This is a genomic window from Tolumonas auensis DSM 9187, assembly GCF_000023065.1.
GTDB classification, from domain to species: domain Bacteria; phylum Pseudomonadota; class Gammaproteobacteria; order Enterobacterales; family Aeromonadaceae; genus Tolumonas; species Tolumonas auensis.
Genome location: NC_012691.1, coordinates 3,454,081 through 3,471,292, shown reverse-complemented (window position 1 = coordinate 3,471,292; position 17,212 = coordinate 3,454,081). Strand labels below are relative to the sequence as shown.

At 47.9% G+C, this 17,212-nt stretch carries 15 protein-coding genes; 10 read left to right on the top strand and 5 right to left on the bottom strand.

Features of this window, described 5'->3' with window-relative positions; all coding sequences use genetic code 11:
* Positions 1-140: 140 nt before the first annotated feature.
* Positions 141-896 (bottom strand): helix-turn-helix domain-containing protein, encoded by a 756-nt coding sequence (locus TOLA_RS16260; protein ID WP_015880209.1) that lies wholly within the window; start codon positions 894-896, stop codon positions 141-143.
* 139 nt (positions 897-1,035) lie between these two features.
* On the opposite strand from TOLA_RS16260, the gene TOLA_RS16255 reads away from it, so the two are divergent.
* The 6 genes from TOLA_RS16255 (at position 1,036) to mnmE (ending at position 8,604) form a co-directional block, all read left to right on the top strand.
* Positions 1,036-4,506, top strand: coding sequence for an acyl-[ACP]--phospholipid O-acyltransferase (locus tag TOLA_RS16255; protein ID WP_015880208.1), 3,471 nt, complete (start codon positions 1,036-1,038; stop codon positions 4,504-4,506).
* Positions 4,507-4,760: 254 nt separating this feature from the next.
* Positions 4,761-4,898 (top strand): 50S ribosomal protein L34, encoded by a 138-nt coding sequence (rpmH, locus tag TOLA_RS16250; protein ID WP_015880207.1) that lies wholly within the window; start codon positions 4,761-4,763, stop codon positions 4,896-4,898.
* Positions 4,898-5,257 (top strand): ribonuclease P protein component, encoded by a 360-nt coding sequence (rnpA, locus tag TOLA_RS16245; protein WP_015880206.1) that lies wholly within the window; start codon positions 4,898-4,900, stop codon positions 5,255-5,257. The genes rpmH and rnpA overlap by 1 nt, the downstream gene beginning before the upstream one ends.
* Positions 5,224-5,481 carry a membrane protein insertion efficiency factor YidD gene (gene yidD, locus TOLA_RS16595; protein ID WP_015880205.1) on the top strand — a complete coding sequence of 86 codons (258 nt, stop codon included), beginning with the start codon at positions 5,224-5,226 and terminating at the stop codon, positions 5,479-5,481. Before rnpA ends, yidD begins: the two co-directional genes overlap by 34 nt.
* Positions 5,482-5,483: 2 nt before the next feature.
* Entirely contained in the window at positions 5,484-7,133 is a 1,650-nt protein-coding gene (gene yidC, locus TOLA_RS16240; RefSeq protein ID WP_015880204.1) for a membrane protein insertase YidC, read from the top strand.
* A gap of 109 nt (positions 7,134-7,242) precedes the next feature.
* Positions 7,243-8,604 carry a tRNA uridine-5-carboxymethylaminomethyl(34) synthesis GTPase MnmE gene (gene mnmE / locus TOLA_RS16235; protein WP_015880203.1) on the top strand — a complete coding sequence of 454 codons (1,362 nt, stop codon included), beginning with the start codon at positions 7,243-7,245 and terminating at the stop codon, positions 8,602-8,604.
* Between the two features lie 69 nt (positions 8,605-8,673).
* On the opposite strand, the gene TOLA_RS16230 is transcribed toward mnmE, so the two are convergent.
* The 4 genes from TOLA_RS16230 to TOLA_RS16215 form a co-directional block, all read right to left on the bottom strand.
* Positions 8,674-9,369: a DNA-binding protein gene (locus TOLA_RS16230; protein WP_015880202.1), complete on the bottom strand. Its 696-nt coding sequence runs from the start codon at positions 9,367-9,369 to the stop codon at positions 8,674-8,676.
* A 236-nt stretch (positions 9,370-9,605) separates the two neighbouring features.
* Positions 9,606-10,418 (bottom strand): FAD-dependent oxidoreductase, encoded by an 813-nt coding sequence (locus TOLA_RS16225; protein ID WP_015880201.1) that lies wholly within the window; start codon positions 10,416-10,418, stop codon positions 9,606-9,608.
* Between the two features lie 278 nt (positions 10,419-10,696).
* Complete coding sequence (locus TOLA_RS16220) at positions 10,697-11,659, bottom strand: sugar-binding transcriptional regulator (RefSeq protein ID WP_015880200.1); 963 nt, start codon at positions 11,657-11,659, stop codon at positions 10,697-10,699.
* Positions 11,660-11,710: 51 nt separating this feature from the next.
* Positions 11,711-12,496, bottom strand: coding sequence for a triose-phosphate isomerase (locus TOLA_RS16215; protein WP_015880199.1), 786 nt, complete (start codon positions 12,494-12,496; stop codon positions 11,711-11,713).
* Positions 12,497-12,784: 288 nt separating this feature from the next.
* Between TOLA_RS16215 and pdxA the strand changes: the two genes are divergently transcribed.
* The 4 genes from pdxA to rpiB all read left to right on the top strand — a co-directional run bounded on the left by pdxA (position 12,785) and on the right by rpiB (position 17,189).
* Positions 12,785-13,792, top strand: a complete 1,008-nt coding sequence (gene pdxA, locus TOLA_RS16210; protein WP_015880198.1) for a 4-hydroxythreonine-4-phosphate dehydrogenase PdxA — start codon at positions 12,785-12,787, stop codon at positions 13,790-13,792.
* A 38-nt stretch (positions 13,793-13,830) separates the two neighbouring features.
* Entirely contained in the window at positions 13,831-15,546 is a 1,716-nt protein-coding gene (locus tag TOLA_RS16205) for a four-carbon acid sugar kinase family protein (protein ID WP_015880197.1), read from the top strand.
* A 139-nt stretch (positions 15,547-15,685) separates the two neighbouring features.
* A complete protein-coding gene (locus TOLA_RS16200) occupies positions 15,686-16,654 on the top strand; it encodes a 2-keto-3-deoxygluconate permease (RefSeq protein ID WP_015880196.1) in 969 nt (322 codons plus the stop codon).
* Between the two features lie 76 nt (positions 16,655-16,730).
* The gene (gene rpiB, locus TOLA_RS16195) at positions 16,731-17,189 is read left to right on the top strand and encodes a ribose 5-phosphate isomerase B (protein ID WP_015880195.1); all 459 of its coding nucleotides are present in this window, start codon (positions 16,731-16,733) and stop codon (positions 17,187-17,189) included.
* The last annotated feature ends 23 nt before the right edge of the window (positions 17,190-17,212 follow it).

Sequence of the window (17,212 nt, the reverse complement as noted above, 5' to 3'; positions counted from 1 at the left end):
GTCTGATCATTCATAAGACCTTCTATTTTACTCCCTTTTGCGGATCGATCTCCAGATCTTGTTCGCAGGATCTTCACAATCATTGCAGATCATGTGACTAGTTTTGTGGATAATGACGGGATAACATGGGGTTATGTTCACTATTTATCCACAACATTACTCACCGATGATCGACTGATCTCATCAAATAACACATGCCGCCACTGCCGGACCGCCAGTACCAGTGTCGTACCGTGTTTTTCATCCATCGGCAGGCTGCGATCCCCCCGTGTCAGCTCACTGAACTCCCGCGCCCAGCGGGTCATTAGCTGTTGTAACTCGCGGTTACTGCTGCTGCATAACAGCCCGTTCAGCACCAGCAGTTTCTCGGTCTCTTTATCAAAGCGGGACTGGAAAAAGTCCTGTTGTACCCGATGCAGAAAAAAACGCTGGATCGGACCATCCGGTAGCCAGCTGAAATGGGTCGCCAGCAGTAACCGGATCCGGTTACCCGGCAACAGGTCAATGATCTTCAATCGATCCAGTGCCGCCAGCTTGCGCACACACTCCGTTTCGGTCAGGGCATAGTGCGATAACAGATCCTGAAAGGTAAAACCATTGATGACACTGACCGCCACCAGCAATAACAACTGATCAGCCGCAATTTCCTGTTCCTGTTGTAACGTCAGCTGGGTCAGTTGCGGTTGTTGCTGTGCCTGCTGCATCAGTTCGGCAAATTCTATCTGTAGCCAGTCACAAAGTTGTTCCAGCCGTTGCAGACTGAAACTCTGGCTGGCAAACAGGCGTTTTACTGATGCTTCACTCAAGCCGAGCAACTGCGCGACATCCGCGTACGTTTTTCCCTGTCCCCGCAGCTGCTTTTTTAATACCTGTAACAGGTTACTGGTCTGACTCATTAAGCACCCTCACTGATAAAAGTATCGCCAAACAATACCATGAGGTGTAACAGACGCAACAAGGTGAATTCCATTTGTAAAAAACGATACTATTACTCACGATATGACTATCTGTTGTATGCAAATCAGGATCTTCCTTATGTTCAAACTATTGGGTCAGCGGGGCGCCCTCGCCTTTCTGCTGGCCGGCTTTATGAATGCCTTCGTCGATCTCGGGCATAAAATCATTATTCAGAATACGGTTTTCAAGATTTATGACGGTTCACAACAGGTGATCCTGACTGCCATCGTCAATGCCCTGATCCTGCTGCCATTTATCATGTTTTTTGCGCCAGCCGGTTTCAGCTCGGATAAATACCCGAAAGATAAGGTCATGCGTATCTCTGCCTGGATTGCAGTGGGGTTAACCCTGGCGATCACGCTTTGTTATTACATGGGCTGGTTCTGGCCCGCGTTTGCCATGACATTCCTGCTGGCGATACAGGCCACCTTCTATTCCCCGGCCAAATATGGCTACATTCAGGCACTGTTTGGCAAGAACCATCTGGCGGAAGCCAACGGCGCGGTACAGGCCGTTTCGATCATTGCCATTCTGGCGGGCACGATTGCTTTCACCGTGGTATTTGAGCTGTGGTTCCCGACTGGCGTAAAAGACAGTGGTCCGATCCTCGAGTCGCTGGCACCCGCCGGCTGGATGCTGGTGGGATGCACGGTCTTTGAACTGATACTGTTATACCGTTTACCCACACTGGAACATTCGCAGCCGATGCCAGCCTTTGACTGGCGTAACAGCTTGCGGGCAGAACAATTTCAGCAGGAGCTGGCCCCCGTCCTGGAGCGTGATGTGATCCGCTTGTCCGTACTGGGCTTGTCGTTGTTCTGGGCCGTGGGTCAGGTGTTACTGGCCGCCTTTCCGGCGTTTGCCAAAGAGGCCGCCGGAATCGAAAACACGCTGGTTCTGCAGGGCGTACTGGCCTGTACCGGTCTTGGTATTGCGCTGGGTTCTGCACTGGCCGCGCGCTTATCACGTAACTATATTGCCACCAGCCTGATCCCGGTCGGTATCGTCGGTGTCGCGGCGGGTCTGGTGATGCTGCCGCAATTCAATGACATTACGTTCTATGCGCTTGATTTTCTGCTGATCGGGACCGCCGGCGGCATGTTTATCGTTCCGCTGAATGCCCTGATCCAATTCCACAGCCGGGAAGATGAGCTGGGAAAAGTGATTGCCGGGAATAACCTGTTCCAGAATATCGCCATGCTCTCGTTTCTGGTGCTGACGGTCGTTGTGGCACATTTAGGTTACGACGGTAAACATCTGCTCTATCTGATGGCCGGTGTTACTGTGCTGGGCTGTATCTATACCATCCGCAAGATGCCGCAAACCTTGCTGTTGTTTATTGCGCAGAGTTTGCTGAAACAACGCTATAAAGTAGATATTCAGGGTATTCAGAATATTCCGGCTACTGGTGGTGTTCTGCTGCTGGGCAACCATATCAGCTGGATAGACTGGGCGATTGTGCAAATTGCCTGTCCGCGGCCGGTGCGCTTCGTGATCATTAAAAGCATCTACGAGCATAAATACCTGAAATGGCTGTTCCGCTTGTATGGCTGTATCCCGATAGCGAATGCCGCCAGCCGCCGCTCGCTGGAAACCATCAGTGAACTGCTGACGCAGGGTGAGGTGGTTTGCCTGTTTCCGGAAGGCGGCATCAGCCGTAACGGCCACCTCGGCGAGTTCCGTCGTGGTTTTGAACTGGCCTGCAGACATGTCAGCGATGATGTGGTGATTGTGCCTTTTTATCTGCGTGGTCTGTGGGGCAGCCAGTTTTCCCGTTCATCCAATAAACTGAAAACACTGCGCCGCAGCGGTTATTACCGTGAAATCATCGTTGCCTTTGGCCAGCCGCAGCCTAAAAACAGTAATGCGGTAGCCATCAAACAACGCGTATTTGATCTCTCGGTACAATCCTGGCAGCGGCATGTGGATAATCTGCCAACGCTGACCAATGCCTGGATCAGCAGTGTGAAAAAAGCGGAACGCCGCAAGTTATCCCTGGCGGATGGCATCTCGAAACCACTGACCGCCGATAAAGCGCTGGCTGCCGCCTGGGCATTGTCGCACCGTATCCGTCAGATAAGCCCGGAACAGAATATCGGCTTACTGCTGCCCACCAGCACCGGTGGCGTGCTGTGCAACATGGCGACGCTGCTGGCAGGAAAAACGATTGTTAACCTGAACTACACCGCCAGTGAGCAGGCACTGAAAACGGCGATTGAACAAGCCCGGATCCAGACTATCTACACCTCCCGGCGCTTCATTGAACGGCTGGTAAAACGGAATCCGGACGCCGTTTCCGTACTGGAAGGCCGGTATATTATTTATCTGGAAGATTTACGCAGTCAGATCCATTTCAATGAGACATTCTGGCGCTGGTTCGCGATACAGATACTCCCTGCCCGCCTGCTGAAGCGGATCTGTAATCATACCCATGACAGTCAGCAGACAGCGGCCATCCTGTTTTCCAGCGGCAGCGAAGGTCAGCCGAAAGGCGTCATGCTCAGTCATCAGAACATTATGGCCAACCTGAAGCAGATCTCCGATGTGGTCAACACCCAGGAACAGGATGTACTGATGTCCTGCCTGCCACTGTTCCACGCTTTCGGTCTGACCGTGAATCAGTTTATGCCGCTGATTGAAGGCATTCCGGTGGTCTGTCATGCCGACCCGACCGATGCGGTCGGTGTGGCGAAAAGCGTCGCGCAATACCGGGCAACAATTCTGTGCGGTACGTCTACCTTCTTCCGCCTGTATGCCAAACACCCGAAAGTACACCCGCTGATGATGGAAAGCCTGCGCATTGTGGTGGCCGGAGCCGAAAAACTGAATCCGGCGGTACGCGAAGCCTTTCTGACCCGCTTCAATAAGCACATTCTGGAAGGTTATGGAGCGACCGAAACCACACCGGTGGCCAGTGTCAATCTGCCGGACAGTCTCGATACCCAGTACTGGGATCTGCAGATTGGCAGTAAGCATGGCAGTGTCGGTATGCCGTTACCCGGCTCCAGTGTACGGATTGTTGATCCGGTAACGTTTGCTGAACTACCGACCGGCAGTGACGGCATGATCCTGATTGGCGGCCCGCAGGTGATGCAGGGCTATCTGAATAATCCGGAAAAAACCGCCAGCGTCATCAAGGAAATCGACGGCAGCCGCTGGTATGTCACCGGTGATAAAGGGCATCTGGATGAAGATGGTTTCCTGTTTATCGTCGATCGTTACTCCCGCTTTGCCAAAATCGGTGGTGAAATGGTCAGCCTGAGTGCTGTCGAACTGGCAGTACAACAGGTATTGGCAGAAGAAACGGAAGTGATTGCCATGAATCTGCCGGATGAAAAAAAAGGTGAACAGATCATTTTGCTGACGACAGCAGCACTGGAAAAAGATGCGTTGCGAAAAGCCATGCTGGCGCAAGGCTGTAATCCATTGTTACTGCCAGCGCAGATCCTGCAGCTGGATCATTTACCCAAACTGGGCTCAGGCAAGACTGATTTTGGCCTGGCCCGGCAGGTCGCATTACAGGCCCGGATACAAGATCCTGAAGAGTGATCTTGCTACATGGGCATAAACCGATATAATCGCCCGCCGCGATCTTTAATTGATCGTGGTGGTTTTCACGAGGATCCGGGTAAAACGACAACCTTACATGTCTGCTTCTGCTGGTTATTGATGAGCTGGCCGATTGACGTGTAGCTGTTATCTGTTTAAAATCCCGCCTCTTTGAATTGATGTTTTCGCCATTACATCGGCGCGTCGATAGGCGACAGCATCAAATCTGTACAGTTAATTCACGGATTATAGCTATGAAACGTACTTTCCAACCTTCAGTACTGAAACGTGCTCGTAACCACGGTTTCCGTTCTCGTATGGCAACAGTCGGTGGCCGCAAAGTTCTGGCTGCTCGCCGCGCTAAAGGTCGCGCTCGTCTGACCACTGTTTAATGGTCAAGCAAGTAACCTTTCCTCGGGAGTTACGTCTGTTAACTCCCGACACTTTTCAAAAAGTTTTCGCGCAACCAGTGCGAGCTTCCTCCCCGCATCTCACTCTGCTGGCAATTCGTAACGACCTGACACATCCCCGTCTGGGTTTAGCTATACCCAAAAAAGCACTGAAACGTGCGGTATGGCGTAACCGGGTAAAACGTCAGATCAGAGAAAGTTTTCGTTTGCATCAACATGAACTGCCGCCGATTGATATTGTGGTGATCGCCAAAGCCCCTGTGCGTGGATTAGAAAACCCCGATTTATCACAACTGCTGGATAAGCTATGGCGCACCCTCGCACGCCGCAGCAACGACTAGCAGTTGCACTCATAAGAGTCTACCAGTGGGTCATTAGTCCTCTTCTTGGCCCACGTTGCCGCTTTACACCGACCTGTTCTCAATACATGATTAATGCAATTTGCCTACACGGTCTCATAAAAGGCATTTGGTTAGGTGGCAAACGTCTATTAAAATGTCACCCTTTACATTCAGGCGGCCATGATCCGGTTCCGCAACCTCAGCAATCGAAGCGAAGAAAATAACTATGCAACCTCAACGTAATCTCCTCTTGATCGGCTTATTGCTGGTCTCCTTCATGCTCTGGCAGAGCTGGATGGTTGATAAGGCTCCAAAAACCGCAACCCCGGCGACCGCGGAAAGTTCTGTTCCCGCTTCATCAGGTGGTGATGTTCCGAATCAAAACGACGCCAGCAATGCGAAACATGCCCTGCTGACCCTGCGTTCTGATGTGCTGGAACTAACTGTTGATACCCTGGGGGGTGACATTGTTGAAGCTAAACTGCTGAAACAAACAGAAGCTCAGGGTTCTGACAAACCATTTGTATTGCTGGAAAAAAAACCTCAGCGTCAATACATCGCTCAGAGTGGTCTGATCGGTCGTGATGGCGTGGACAACCAGGCTGAACGCCCGGTCTATACTGCAAACGGTACCGAATTTGCGCTGGTTGAAGGCAAAGATGAACTGGTTGTGCCGATGACCTTCACCGATGCCAAAGGTAACGTATTCACGAAACGTTTCGTTCTGAAGCGTGAAAGTTATGCGGTTGGCGTTGATTATCAGGTTAAAAACGTTTCTGCCCAGCCACTGGAGATTCAGTTCTACGGTCAGCTGAAACAGACCATCGCTGCACCTGAAGGCAGCAGCACCCCGGGAATGATGGCCAGTGCCTTCCACGGTGCCGCTTATTCATCAGCTGAACAGCGTTATGAAAAAGTAAACTTTTCCGATATCGGTGAAACGAAACTGGATGTTGCTACCCAGGCTGGCTGGGCCGGCATGCTGCAGCACTACTTCGTGACGGCCTGGACCGGTAAAGCCGATGCACAGAACCACATTTACGGCAAAGCGGTGAGTGTGAATGCCGATGTGAAAGACAGCGGTGAAGCGATTATCGGCATCAAACTGCCACTGACCACCATTGCGGCAAACAGTGAAGCGGTTGTTGGTACCAGTCTGTGGATTGGTCCGAAACTGCAGGATCAGATGGCCGCTGTTGCACAGCATCTGGACCTGACTGTTGACTACGGTTACCTGTGGTTCATCGCTCAGCCACTGTTCCAGCTGCTGCAGTTCCTGCATGGTCTGGTGGGTAACTGGGGTGTGGCAATCATCCTGATCACCATGATTGTCCGTGGCGTGATGTACCCGCTGTCAAAAGCACAGTACACCTCGATGGCGAAAATGCGTCTGCTGCAGCCAAAACTGACTGCACTGCGTGAGCGTTTAGGTGATGACCGCCAGAAAATGTCTCAGGCGATGATGGAGCTGTACAAAGAAGAGAAAGTTAACCCGCTGGGTGGCTGCTTCCCGCTGCTGATCCAGATGCCTATCTTCATCGCACTGTACTGGACACTGATGGAGTCTGTGGAACTGCGTCATGCGCCATTTGCTTTGTGGCTGACTGACCTGTCGGTTAAAGACCCTTATTACGTGTTGCCGCTGCTGATGGGTGCCACCATGTGGTACATCCAGAAGATGAGCCCGACCACGGTCACTGACCCGATGCAGCAGAAAGTGATGCAGTTCATGCCGATCGTGTTCACTTTCATGTTCCTGTGGTTCCCGTCTGGTCTGACACTGTACTGGGTGGTAAGTAACATCGTAACTATCATTCAGCAGACACTGATCTTCCGTCAGCTGGAGAAAAAAGGTCTGCACAGCCGTAAGAAGTAAGTTTCTTCCGGCAGACTTCAGAGCCCCGCTACCTGCGGGGCTTTTTATATTCGGCATTCACCGTAATATTCATTACAATTTCAAAAAGCATCCTATTCCGAGAATCTTCATGCACATTGACACTATCGTCGCACTCGCCACCCCGCCCGGTCGTGGTGGTATCGGTATTCTGCGTATTTCCGGTCCGCTGTGTAAGCTCGTAGCAGAACAGGTATTGGGCAAGATCCCGAAAGTACGCCATGCAGAGCTGCTGCCGTTTTGTGACGTTGATGGTAAAGCGCTGGATCAGGGTATTGCATTGCTGTTTAAAGCGCCTTACAGCTTCACAGGGGAAGATGTGCTGGAACTGCAGGGGCATGGCGGCCCGGTAGTGCTGGATATGCTGTTACGTCGTATATTGACGATTAACGGCGTACGTCTTGCCCGCCCCGGTGAATTTTCTGAACGTGCCTTTATGAACGACAAACTGGATCTGGCGCAGGCAGAAGCGATTGCCGATCTGATTGAAGCCACCAGCGAACAGGCCGCCCGCTCGGCGATGCAGTCACTGCAGGGTGAATTCTCCACACGTATTCATCAGCTGGTCGATTCCCTGACCAATCTGCGCATCTATGTGGAAGCCGCAATTGATTTTCCGGAAGAAGAGATCGACTTTCTTTCTGATGGCAGAATCGCGAATGCCTTGTACGGTGTGATGGATGATCTGGCCCAGGTTAAACGCGAAGCACAGCAAGGTGCCCTGTTACGTGATGGTATGAAAGTGGTGATTGCCGGACGCCCGAATGCCGGTAAATCCAGCCTGCTGAACGCACTGGCCGGCCGGGAATCAGCGATTGTGACTGAAATTGCCGGTACCACCCGCGATGTGTTGCGTGAACATATTCATCTGGATGGCATGCCACTGCATATCATTGATACCGCCGGTCTGCGTGATACTGACGATACCGTGGAAAAAATCGGTATTGAACGCGCCTGGGCGGAAATTGAACAAGCCGATCGGGTGTTATTTATGGTCGATGGCACCACCACCGATGCGCGTAATCCGCATGATCTCTGGCCGGATTTTGTGGATCGGTTACCGGAAAACCTCGGTATCACCGTGGTACGCAATAAAGCCGATCTGACCGGTGAAGCGCTGACCGTCAGCGAAGAAAATGGCTATGCGGTGTATCCGATCTCCGCCAAGACCGGCCTCGGACTGGATGCGTTGCGCGAACACCTGAAAGCCTGCATGGGTTTCCAGAGCACGCTGGAAGGTGGTTTTATTGCCCGCCGACGCCATCTGGATGCTATTGAACGGGCCTCAGAGCGACTGGATGAAGCGAAAGTACAGCTTGAAATCTATCTTGCCGGTGAGCTGGTGGCCGAAGAGCTGCGTCTCGCTCAGGAGGCGTTAAGTGAAATTACCGGTGCGTTCAGTGCCGATGATCTGCTGGGACGGATTTTCTCGTCATTCTGTATCGGTAAATAAATCCGCATCATAAAAAAGGAGCCGCTGTGGCTCCTTTTTGCTTTTGCTCCGGAGTGAGACAAATGATGTTTAGGCTGGCTGCTCTTCTTTACTGCGGATCAGCGCCAGCAAATCATTTTCTGCCTTTTTACGGGCTGCGGTCTCAATTTCCAGTTTGGACGCCAGCGCCTTGGCGCTGTGCTCGGCATTCAGCTTTGCCACCCGTTCCTGTTCCAGGGTCTTATACATCTGATCCAGATCAGCCTCCAGACGAGAAACAGACTCCAGCTTCAGCTGTACTTTGACTAATTCCATTCTGGACTGCGTCGCAGATTCCTTTTCGATCTCAATCTCTGTCTGGGCACGTTTCAGTTCCGCATTCAGCTGGTCAAAACGGCCAGTGACTTCATCTTTGATTGCCCGTGCGGAATTCAGCTCGGCAGTTTGCTGTGTTGACTGCTGAGTCCGTTGATCAATTTCAGCCATCAGCTCGTCATTGGTCTGACGTAACGTTTCAATCTCGCTTTCAAGTGTCTTTTTTACATTATCAATCTGCCGGGTTATCAGCTCTTCCAGCGCTTGCTGTAGTTCTGAAGGCACAGAGACGACTGACTCCGCAGATGCCTGTTGCGCAGATTGCCATACCTGAAAGAAGCGCCAGATCTCTGACATAGAACCCGCTTGCAGACGCTTACGAACATCCAGTACCGTCGGTTTATTTCCTTCGGCACAGATGGCGTCTGCTGCTGCATTCACCAGCTCTTGCGTTATAATCATATTATTCATTGTGTTACCCGATTATTGATTTAATTTAGTTATAAATCCGCCGCAGAGCTGACGGAGTATCAAATGGCTTCAAGTATAGCCATATCATCTGCCAAAACGCATGGTTAATCCGATAACAATGTCAGAATCATTGCGTACATCACATCACCATCTTGCCCCGTAAATGCAAAAAATTTATGAACATAAAAAAACCGGGGCAGTTGAAATCTGCAACCCGGTTTTTCTGCATTAAAAAGTCAGATCTGACTGGCTAAGTCATAAGCATCACGAACCGCCTGGATAACATTGTTGATCTGTCTGGCATCACCCAGCAAATAGATGTCACTCCGTTCGGATTTCAAATTCTCATACAGCGAATTATTGGATTGATATCCTATTGCCGTCACCACCGAATCCGCTGGCTGGACGATGATCTGCTCAGCGGATTGCATCACCACTCCCGCCGCCGAAGCATGTGAAATGACGGTGTTGGTTTTCACCGTAATGCCCTTTTCCGGCAGTAACTGCTTCAGTGTTTCCGTGCTGCTGTAGCTGAGGGTGTGACTGACAGGCAATATTTCATTTTCTTTTTCTATCAGCATGACCTGCTTACCCTGATTCCGCAGCCATAACGCGGTTTCACAACCGACCAGTCCGCCACCAGCGACGATCACCGACTTTCCGGGATTTTTAGCCCCGGTCAGGACACTTTCAGCACTGAATATTTTATTAAACCCGGAAATCGCCTGTTTTACCGGCGTTGAACCGGTCGCAATCAGCACGATATCCGCATCACTTTGCCGGATAGCCTCTTCATCAATCCAGGAGTGCAGGTGTATGGGTACATTCAGCTCATGCAGTTCACTGCCATACCAATGGATCAGGGCATGACACTCTCTTTTAAAATCCGGCACCCCGGCCGCGACCAGATTACCGCCCAGATGATCTTTCTGCTCATACAGCTCGACCTTATGTCCTCGCCGGGCGGCAACGCGAGCCGCTTCCATCCCGGCGATACCGCCACCAATGATCATGATTTGTCTGGGTACTGCACTGTTTTTTTTCAGCATGGTTCAACCTGCCTGTGACTGATGACACAAAAATAAGTGATAACGAAAAACATCACTTACTGAATCAATTCAGCGGATGGAGCCAGCATAGAAAGTGGACAATAAACGGTCAATGCGGAAGGGGAAATACACCGAAGAATAATTGCGGGAATTTGAATCGGATCAACAAACAAAAATCTGCCAGAGACAGACAGACGAAAAAACTAAAAATTCAGCGCTGAATAATGAATTTAACTTAAAGAGAAAGGTATCCGCAGATACCTTTCTGTCAGGGAACACTATGTCTGCTGATGCAGATTAAGCACCGTGCGGGCATTAGATGCACTGGTAGCAATGATGTCTATGACCCCTGAACGCAAAGCCCCCAGTATCGCCATGGCTTTAGTGTTTTCAGAGGCAATCGCAATAACGCAAGGGATGTGTCTCAATTCTTCAAGATTTAATCCGATAACACGATCATTCATCACCGTATCTACCGGCTGGCCGTGTATATCGAAGAAGCTATATCCCGCAATATCACCAACCACACCCTGATTAAGACGGGCACTAATGATTTCCTGAGATGTAAACCATCCCAACTGAACCATATAGCTATTTTCATTCATATCACCCAGACCAATAAGAGCAATATCCGCTTTACTCGCACGCTCCAAGGTATCTTTAATCAATCTGTTCTGAATAAACGCCTTCTTTAATTCACTATTTTCAATATAGGCTGGCGCATAAAGTGTTTCACTGACAGCGTTAAACTTGCGCGCAAAATGACGGCTTATATGGTCGGCATCAATCAGTTCTCCTGCCCGCTGAGTGCCGCCGATACCACAGATAAACTTACATTGTCTTTCAGGAAAAACACCCACGTGGCTGGCAACAGCGGCAACATTCCGGCCCTGTCCAACAGCGACAGACATGCCATTTTTTAATACGCTGGACAAGTAGTTAGAGACCAGAGCGGCAACTTGCTGACGCTGTTCATCCTGATCCCGGTGATCAACCGCAATTAACGCTCTTTTAACACCAAAGTGTTCTATGAACTGCTGTTCGATGTTGGAGCTGAATACAGGATGGTATTTTACAGTGATCTCAACAATGCCTTCTGTCCGGGCTTTCTTCAGCAGGCGGCCAACTTTGATGCGAGAAATACCAAACCTCTGAGATATCTCCTCTTGAGTCTGCTCGTTTTCATAGTAGGCCACAGCAATCTCTGTTAATAACTCGTTATCAGAGTCATTTTCTAACATGCCGCTATACCTCCACCTTCAAAATTAAAAACAGAAATAACCGGGTGCATTCTAATCACGGATGATTCTGGATATTGTTGACAGGATTTCACAATAGCCTTCAGGGCTCCAGGCTGAGCGCCCAATAAACAAACCATCAATGTTTGGTTGAGTTATTAATTCTACCGAATTCTGAAGGTTAACACTTCCGCCATAGAGAATTGATATTTTATTTGCAACTTGTTCGCCGTAACAAGTTATCAGGGCTTGTCGTAATGCAGCATGAATCACTTCTGCTTCTTCGGTTGTTGCTGGTATTCCGTGTTCGCCAATTGCCCATACAGGCTCATAAGCAATAATAACGTTCTCAACCTGAGCAGCGCTGAGACCCGCGATAGCTGCTTTCATTTGTTTGACAACAGTTTCGACAGAAACACCCCATTCTTTTTCCTGTGCTTCGTCACCAACACAAACCAGGGGCTTGAGTCCATGGTTAATTGCCGCATGAACTTTTTTATTCACCATCAGATCGGTTTCGGCGAAATAGTGCCTTCTTTCCGAATGACCGAGTTCAACCAACACAGCACCGGTGTCCTTGACCATTAACGGAGATATCTCTCCGGTGTACGCGCCCTGATCAGCGAAATGCATATTTTGTACACCAGTCAGACAATTGATCTGGTTTTCATTGATGAATAAGGATACATCTCTGACCGTAGTGAATGGTGGTATCACAAATGGTTGAATACTTTCACATATTTCTTTTGACAAGCCTGACTTCAATACATGACAAAACGCCAGAGCTTCTGACAGTGTTTTATTCATTTTCCAGCTAGTGCCAACTAATTTCTTCTTCATTTCTGCCTCCGGAACAAAACCTTACGCTCACCTTAATCAGCTTTTACCTTAAGTAGTGTGATGTATGTCACCCATAGCGCATATGTTCAGCACACAAACTTATTAACACATAAAAAATATGGGTTTGTTCACATTTCGATGACAGTAGTCAGTCACTTGCGGAATATTTGTGAGTTATCTCTAATTTTTTTTCACAAGACACGTACAAACTCACCATAACAAAAGTTCACAACATGAACATTTAATCAAACCGATAGATGAGTCAGTTACCGCCAGAAGGGGAAACGTATGTCAGAACCGAAAATTCCAGTTGTTGCCATCACAATTGGAGATCCAGCCGGGGTCGGGCCAGAAATATCTGTAGCGACGGTGCAGGAAAAAGAAGTTTACGATGAGTGCAAGCCTTTTTTAATCGGCTCCATACCAATCATTGAACGGGCAATGAAGATAAGAAATTGCGACTTCAATATTAATAAAATCACAAAACCATCAGAAGCTAAATATGAATTTGGCACTATTGATGTTTTAGAACCAGCAAATTATGACTGCGATAGCATTGAGTGGGGAAAGGTTCAGAAACTTGCTGGACAAATGTCCTATGACTATGTCATCAAATCGATTGAACTCGGCATGAATAACGAGGTTGATGTGGTGTCAACCGCACCCATCCACAAAGAAGCCATCAAACTGGTCGGCTGCAAACATGCTGGTCACACCGAAATATTTCAGCACGAAACCAAATCTGACTATGGGTTAACCATGTTCCATGTGCGCAATCTGCGTGTCTTCTTTGTAAGTCGTCACATGGCACTGAAAGACGCCTGTGATTATGCCAATAAAGAGCGGGTTTTGGATTGTGTTCAGCAAATTCATAATGAATTCACCGCCCTGAATATCGACAAACCAAAAATTGCTGTCGCCGCATTAAATCCACATGGTTCGGATAATGGCTTGTTTGGTCACGAAGAAGAAATCAGTCTGATTCCGGCAGTAAAAGCAGCTCAAAAATTAGGTATTAATGCTGTTGGCCCGATCCCCGCCGATTCCGTTTTCCATCTTGGCCTGAAAGGTAATTACGACGCCATTTTGTCTCTTTATCACGACCAGGGACATATCGCCTGTAAAACACTCGATTTTGAACGTTCGATCACCATCACTTTTGGTCTGCCTTTCATGCGCAGTTCAGTCGATCACGGCACTGCTTTTGACATCGCGGGCACCGGAAAAGTCGGCACGATCAGTATGTTCGAGTCCACTATCCGAGCTGCGCAGTACTGGAAAATGAAAAATAACTAATCGCTTAACCAGACCAATTACTCCACAGGGAGATAAGCATGGAAAAGTATTTAATTATTAATAAAGGCAATGATGGCTGGGGCGGCCCGTTAAAAATCCGCATCGAAAAAAATAAAAAGATTGCCTATATCACTGGCGGATTTCGTTCTTCCGTCGTCGACCGGCTGGTTAATTTAACTGGCTGGGAAGCGGTGGATGTTTTCAAAAATGGTGAACCGGCAACTGAAGATATCGGGATTGCCGTGATCGATTGTGGTGGCACTCTGCGTTGCGGGTTATATCCGAAACGCGGTATCCCAACGATCAACCTGCATTCAACCGGCAAATCGGGTCTGCTGGCCGATTACATCACCGAAGACATCTACGTTTCTGCAGTAAAACCGGATGATATTGAATTAGTTAATGCCTGTGGTGTCAGCGATAAAATCGGAATTGTCTCTGACGACCTGACTGGTGCTACTACTGTCGGTGTATTGCTGGCGCGCTCCGGTGTTGAAACAGCGGCTTTCTTTGATGCTGATTCATTGAAAGACGTCGATAAAAACTATCAGGCCATGGTGTTAAGCAGTGATAGCCGCCCTCTTTCCAAAGAACAGGCGCAATCACGCGTCAAAGCAGCGACACAAATACTGAAAGACAAAGGGGCAATCTATTTTTCAAAACGTATCGATACCACCATGCGCGGCGGTATTGGTTATGAAATCGATGCCATGCTGCGTGAATTGTCTAAGGACACCATGGCGGTAGTAGTTCCTTCGATGCCTCAGTCACGACGCATACTGGTTGGTGGATATTCCGTCATTGATTGTGTTGCATTATCTAATACCGATGTCGCCAAAGATGTCAGAACACCGGTTACTGAAACATATGTGCCGCAATTAATTTCCAATCAGACAGAGCATAAAGTCGAACATGTATCGTTATCCCAGGTATTAGGCGGAGTAAACAGCGTTTCAAAAGCACTGGCCGAGAAAAAAGCAAACGGTGCCAGAGTAATTGTCGTTGATGCCATTACCATGGAAGACGTTGAAGTTATTGCACAGGCAGTGACTAAACTGGATTGGGATGTACTTTGTGTTGATCCGGGCCCATTTACCGAGCGATTAGCCTATGTCAGAGAAATAGCAAAAGCGGATGGCCGCAAAGTAAAACCCGACATCAGCAGAGACAATCAATGCGGTTCCATTGTCATTGTTGCCGGTAGTGCCACACCGGTTACGAAAAAACAATTAGCCCGTCTGATTGATACAGATAAACGTGTTTGCCATATTCCGGTAGATGCTGAGCTTTTAATTGATAAATCAAATTCAGCTGATATTGAAATTAATCGAATTGTCGATCAGGCAAAATCATGTATTGCCAGCCGGAAAGATACAATATTCCTTTTTGAGTCAGCATTAACAGGCAAATTACTTAACCTCAAGGAAGAGGAAGAAAAATTCTTCTTACCATCCGGTCAGGCTGCCAACAATATTAATGCCGGCTTAGGTAAAATTGTTAAAAAAATTCTTGAGCATGATCGCGGTGATGTTAAAGGCATATACATGACTGGTGGCGACACCATGGTAAATGTATTGAGACATCTCGGAGCAAAAGGCATTGAGATGATTGACTACGTTATTCCTCAAACCGATCTGGTCCGGGTTATCGGCGGAGATTATGAGGGAATGGTTTGTATCGGGAAAGGAGGATTAACCGGACACGAGGACATTATTGAGTCTATTGTAAATAACATTTACAAAGAATCAGCTTGAATAAGTTTAAAAATAAACAAGGTTAGCCGTTTTACCTTTTTATAATTGAATAATTTTACACTCACACAATACAACACCACACAACAAACATGATTGGTTTGTAGATATAAAACCTATAAACCATCTATGTGAGGAAATTATGGCTAATATGAATATTTTTGAAAAAATGAACAAGGTCCCTGGTGGGTTAATCATTATACCTTTGCTTGCGGCAATTTTAATCAACACCTTCGCCCCCAGCATATTAACTATTGGCGGCCCAACAACAGCATTATTTAAAACTGGTTCCAGCGCAATGATGGGAATATTTCTTCTCATTTGCGGATCATCAATAAATATAAAACAGGCTGGTCTTCCTCTTTATAAGGGAGGTGTTTTATTGCTGATGAAGGTAGTGGCCGGAGCCATCGTGGTTTATGGTGTGGGTTCGCTGTTAGGCCCGGCTGGTTTTATCGGTATCTCTATGCTGGCATTAGTTGCCTGTATCACCAGCTCAAACAGTTCTCTCTATATCGCACTTTGCAGTAACTATGGCGACTCCAGCGATGCCGGGGCAATTTCTGTCTTTTGTATAAAAGATGGTCCTTTTGTCACCATGGTTGTGCTTGGCGTAAGCGGACTGGCTAACATTCCTTTTGCAGCGCTGTTATCAATGATTATTCCTCTTCTGATTGGCATCATTTGGGGGAATGTGGATGAAAAATTCAAGCAGTTGTGCGCCTCTGCGCAGCCGCTGGTCATCATCATCATGTCATTTGCAATTGGCGCCAACTCAAGTATCAATACCGTCTTTACTGCAGGATTATCCGGCATCGTGCTCGGCCTTATCTCTGCATCAACCGGACTGGTCTTCTACTTTATCTACAATTTCTTCCTCAAACAAAAAACAGCGTTGGGCGCCGCTTTAGGGACAACAGCAGCCAGTTCTGCATTAACACCCGCAATGGTGGCACAAGCAGACCCGTCTCTGGCGATGTATGTTCAGTCAGCAACCGCACAATTAGCGACAGCCAGTATTATCACCATGCTCACAGCACCAATACTGGTCGCCTATTTTGATAAGAAGATTAAAAGTAGAAACGAGAAACTTGCGTTAAGCACTAACTAAAGATCTCATCGTCACTTTTAACAACCAATTTTAAAAGTGACGATGAATAAAACAAAATATAGATAAGGATATACTCATGAATACAATTGCTATTGGTGCAGATGATGCTGCCTTCGACTTCAGAAATAAAATCATTGAATATTTAAAAGAAAAAAACATTCCATTTATTGATTACAGCAGTGATAAAGCACCAGAAAACAAATTATACCCTGATGTTGCCCATAATGTTGCTTCTGCTATAAAAGACGGAAAACATGAACGTGGGATCTTGATTTGCGGAACAGGTATTGGCATGAGCATTGTTGCTAATAAGGTACCAGGCATCAGAGCGGCACAGTGTCATGATCCCTTTTCTGCAGAAAGAGCCAGAAAAAGCAATAACGCACAAATCATTTCATTTGGCGCCCGGGTTATTGGCACTGAGCTCGCAAAAAATATATTAAAAACCTGGTTTGAATCTGAATATGAAGGTGGAAATTCAGCACCTAAAGTAGATCGCATCAATTACTACCAAGAGTTCTATTCTCATAAATAATTTTTATAAGAATCAGTTTCAAC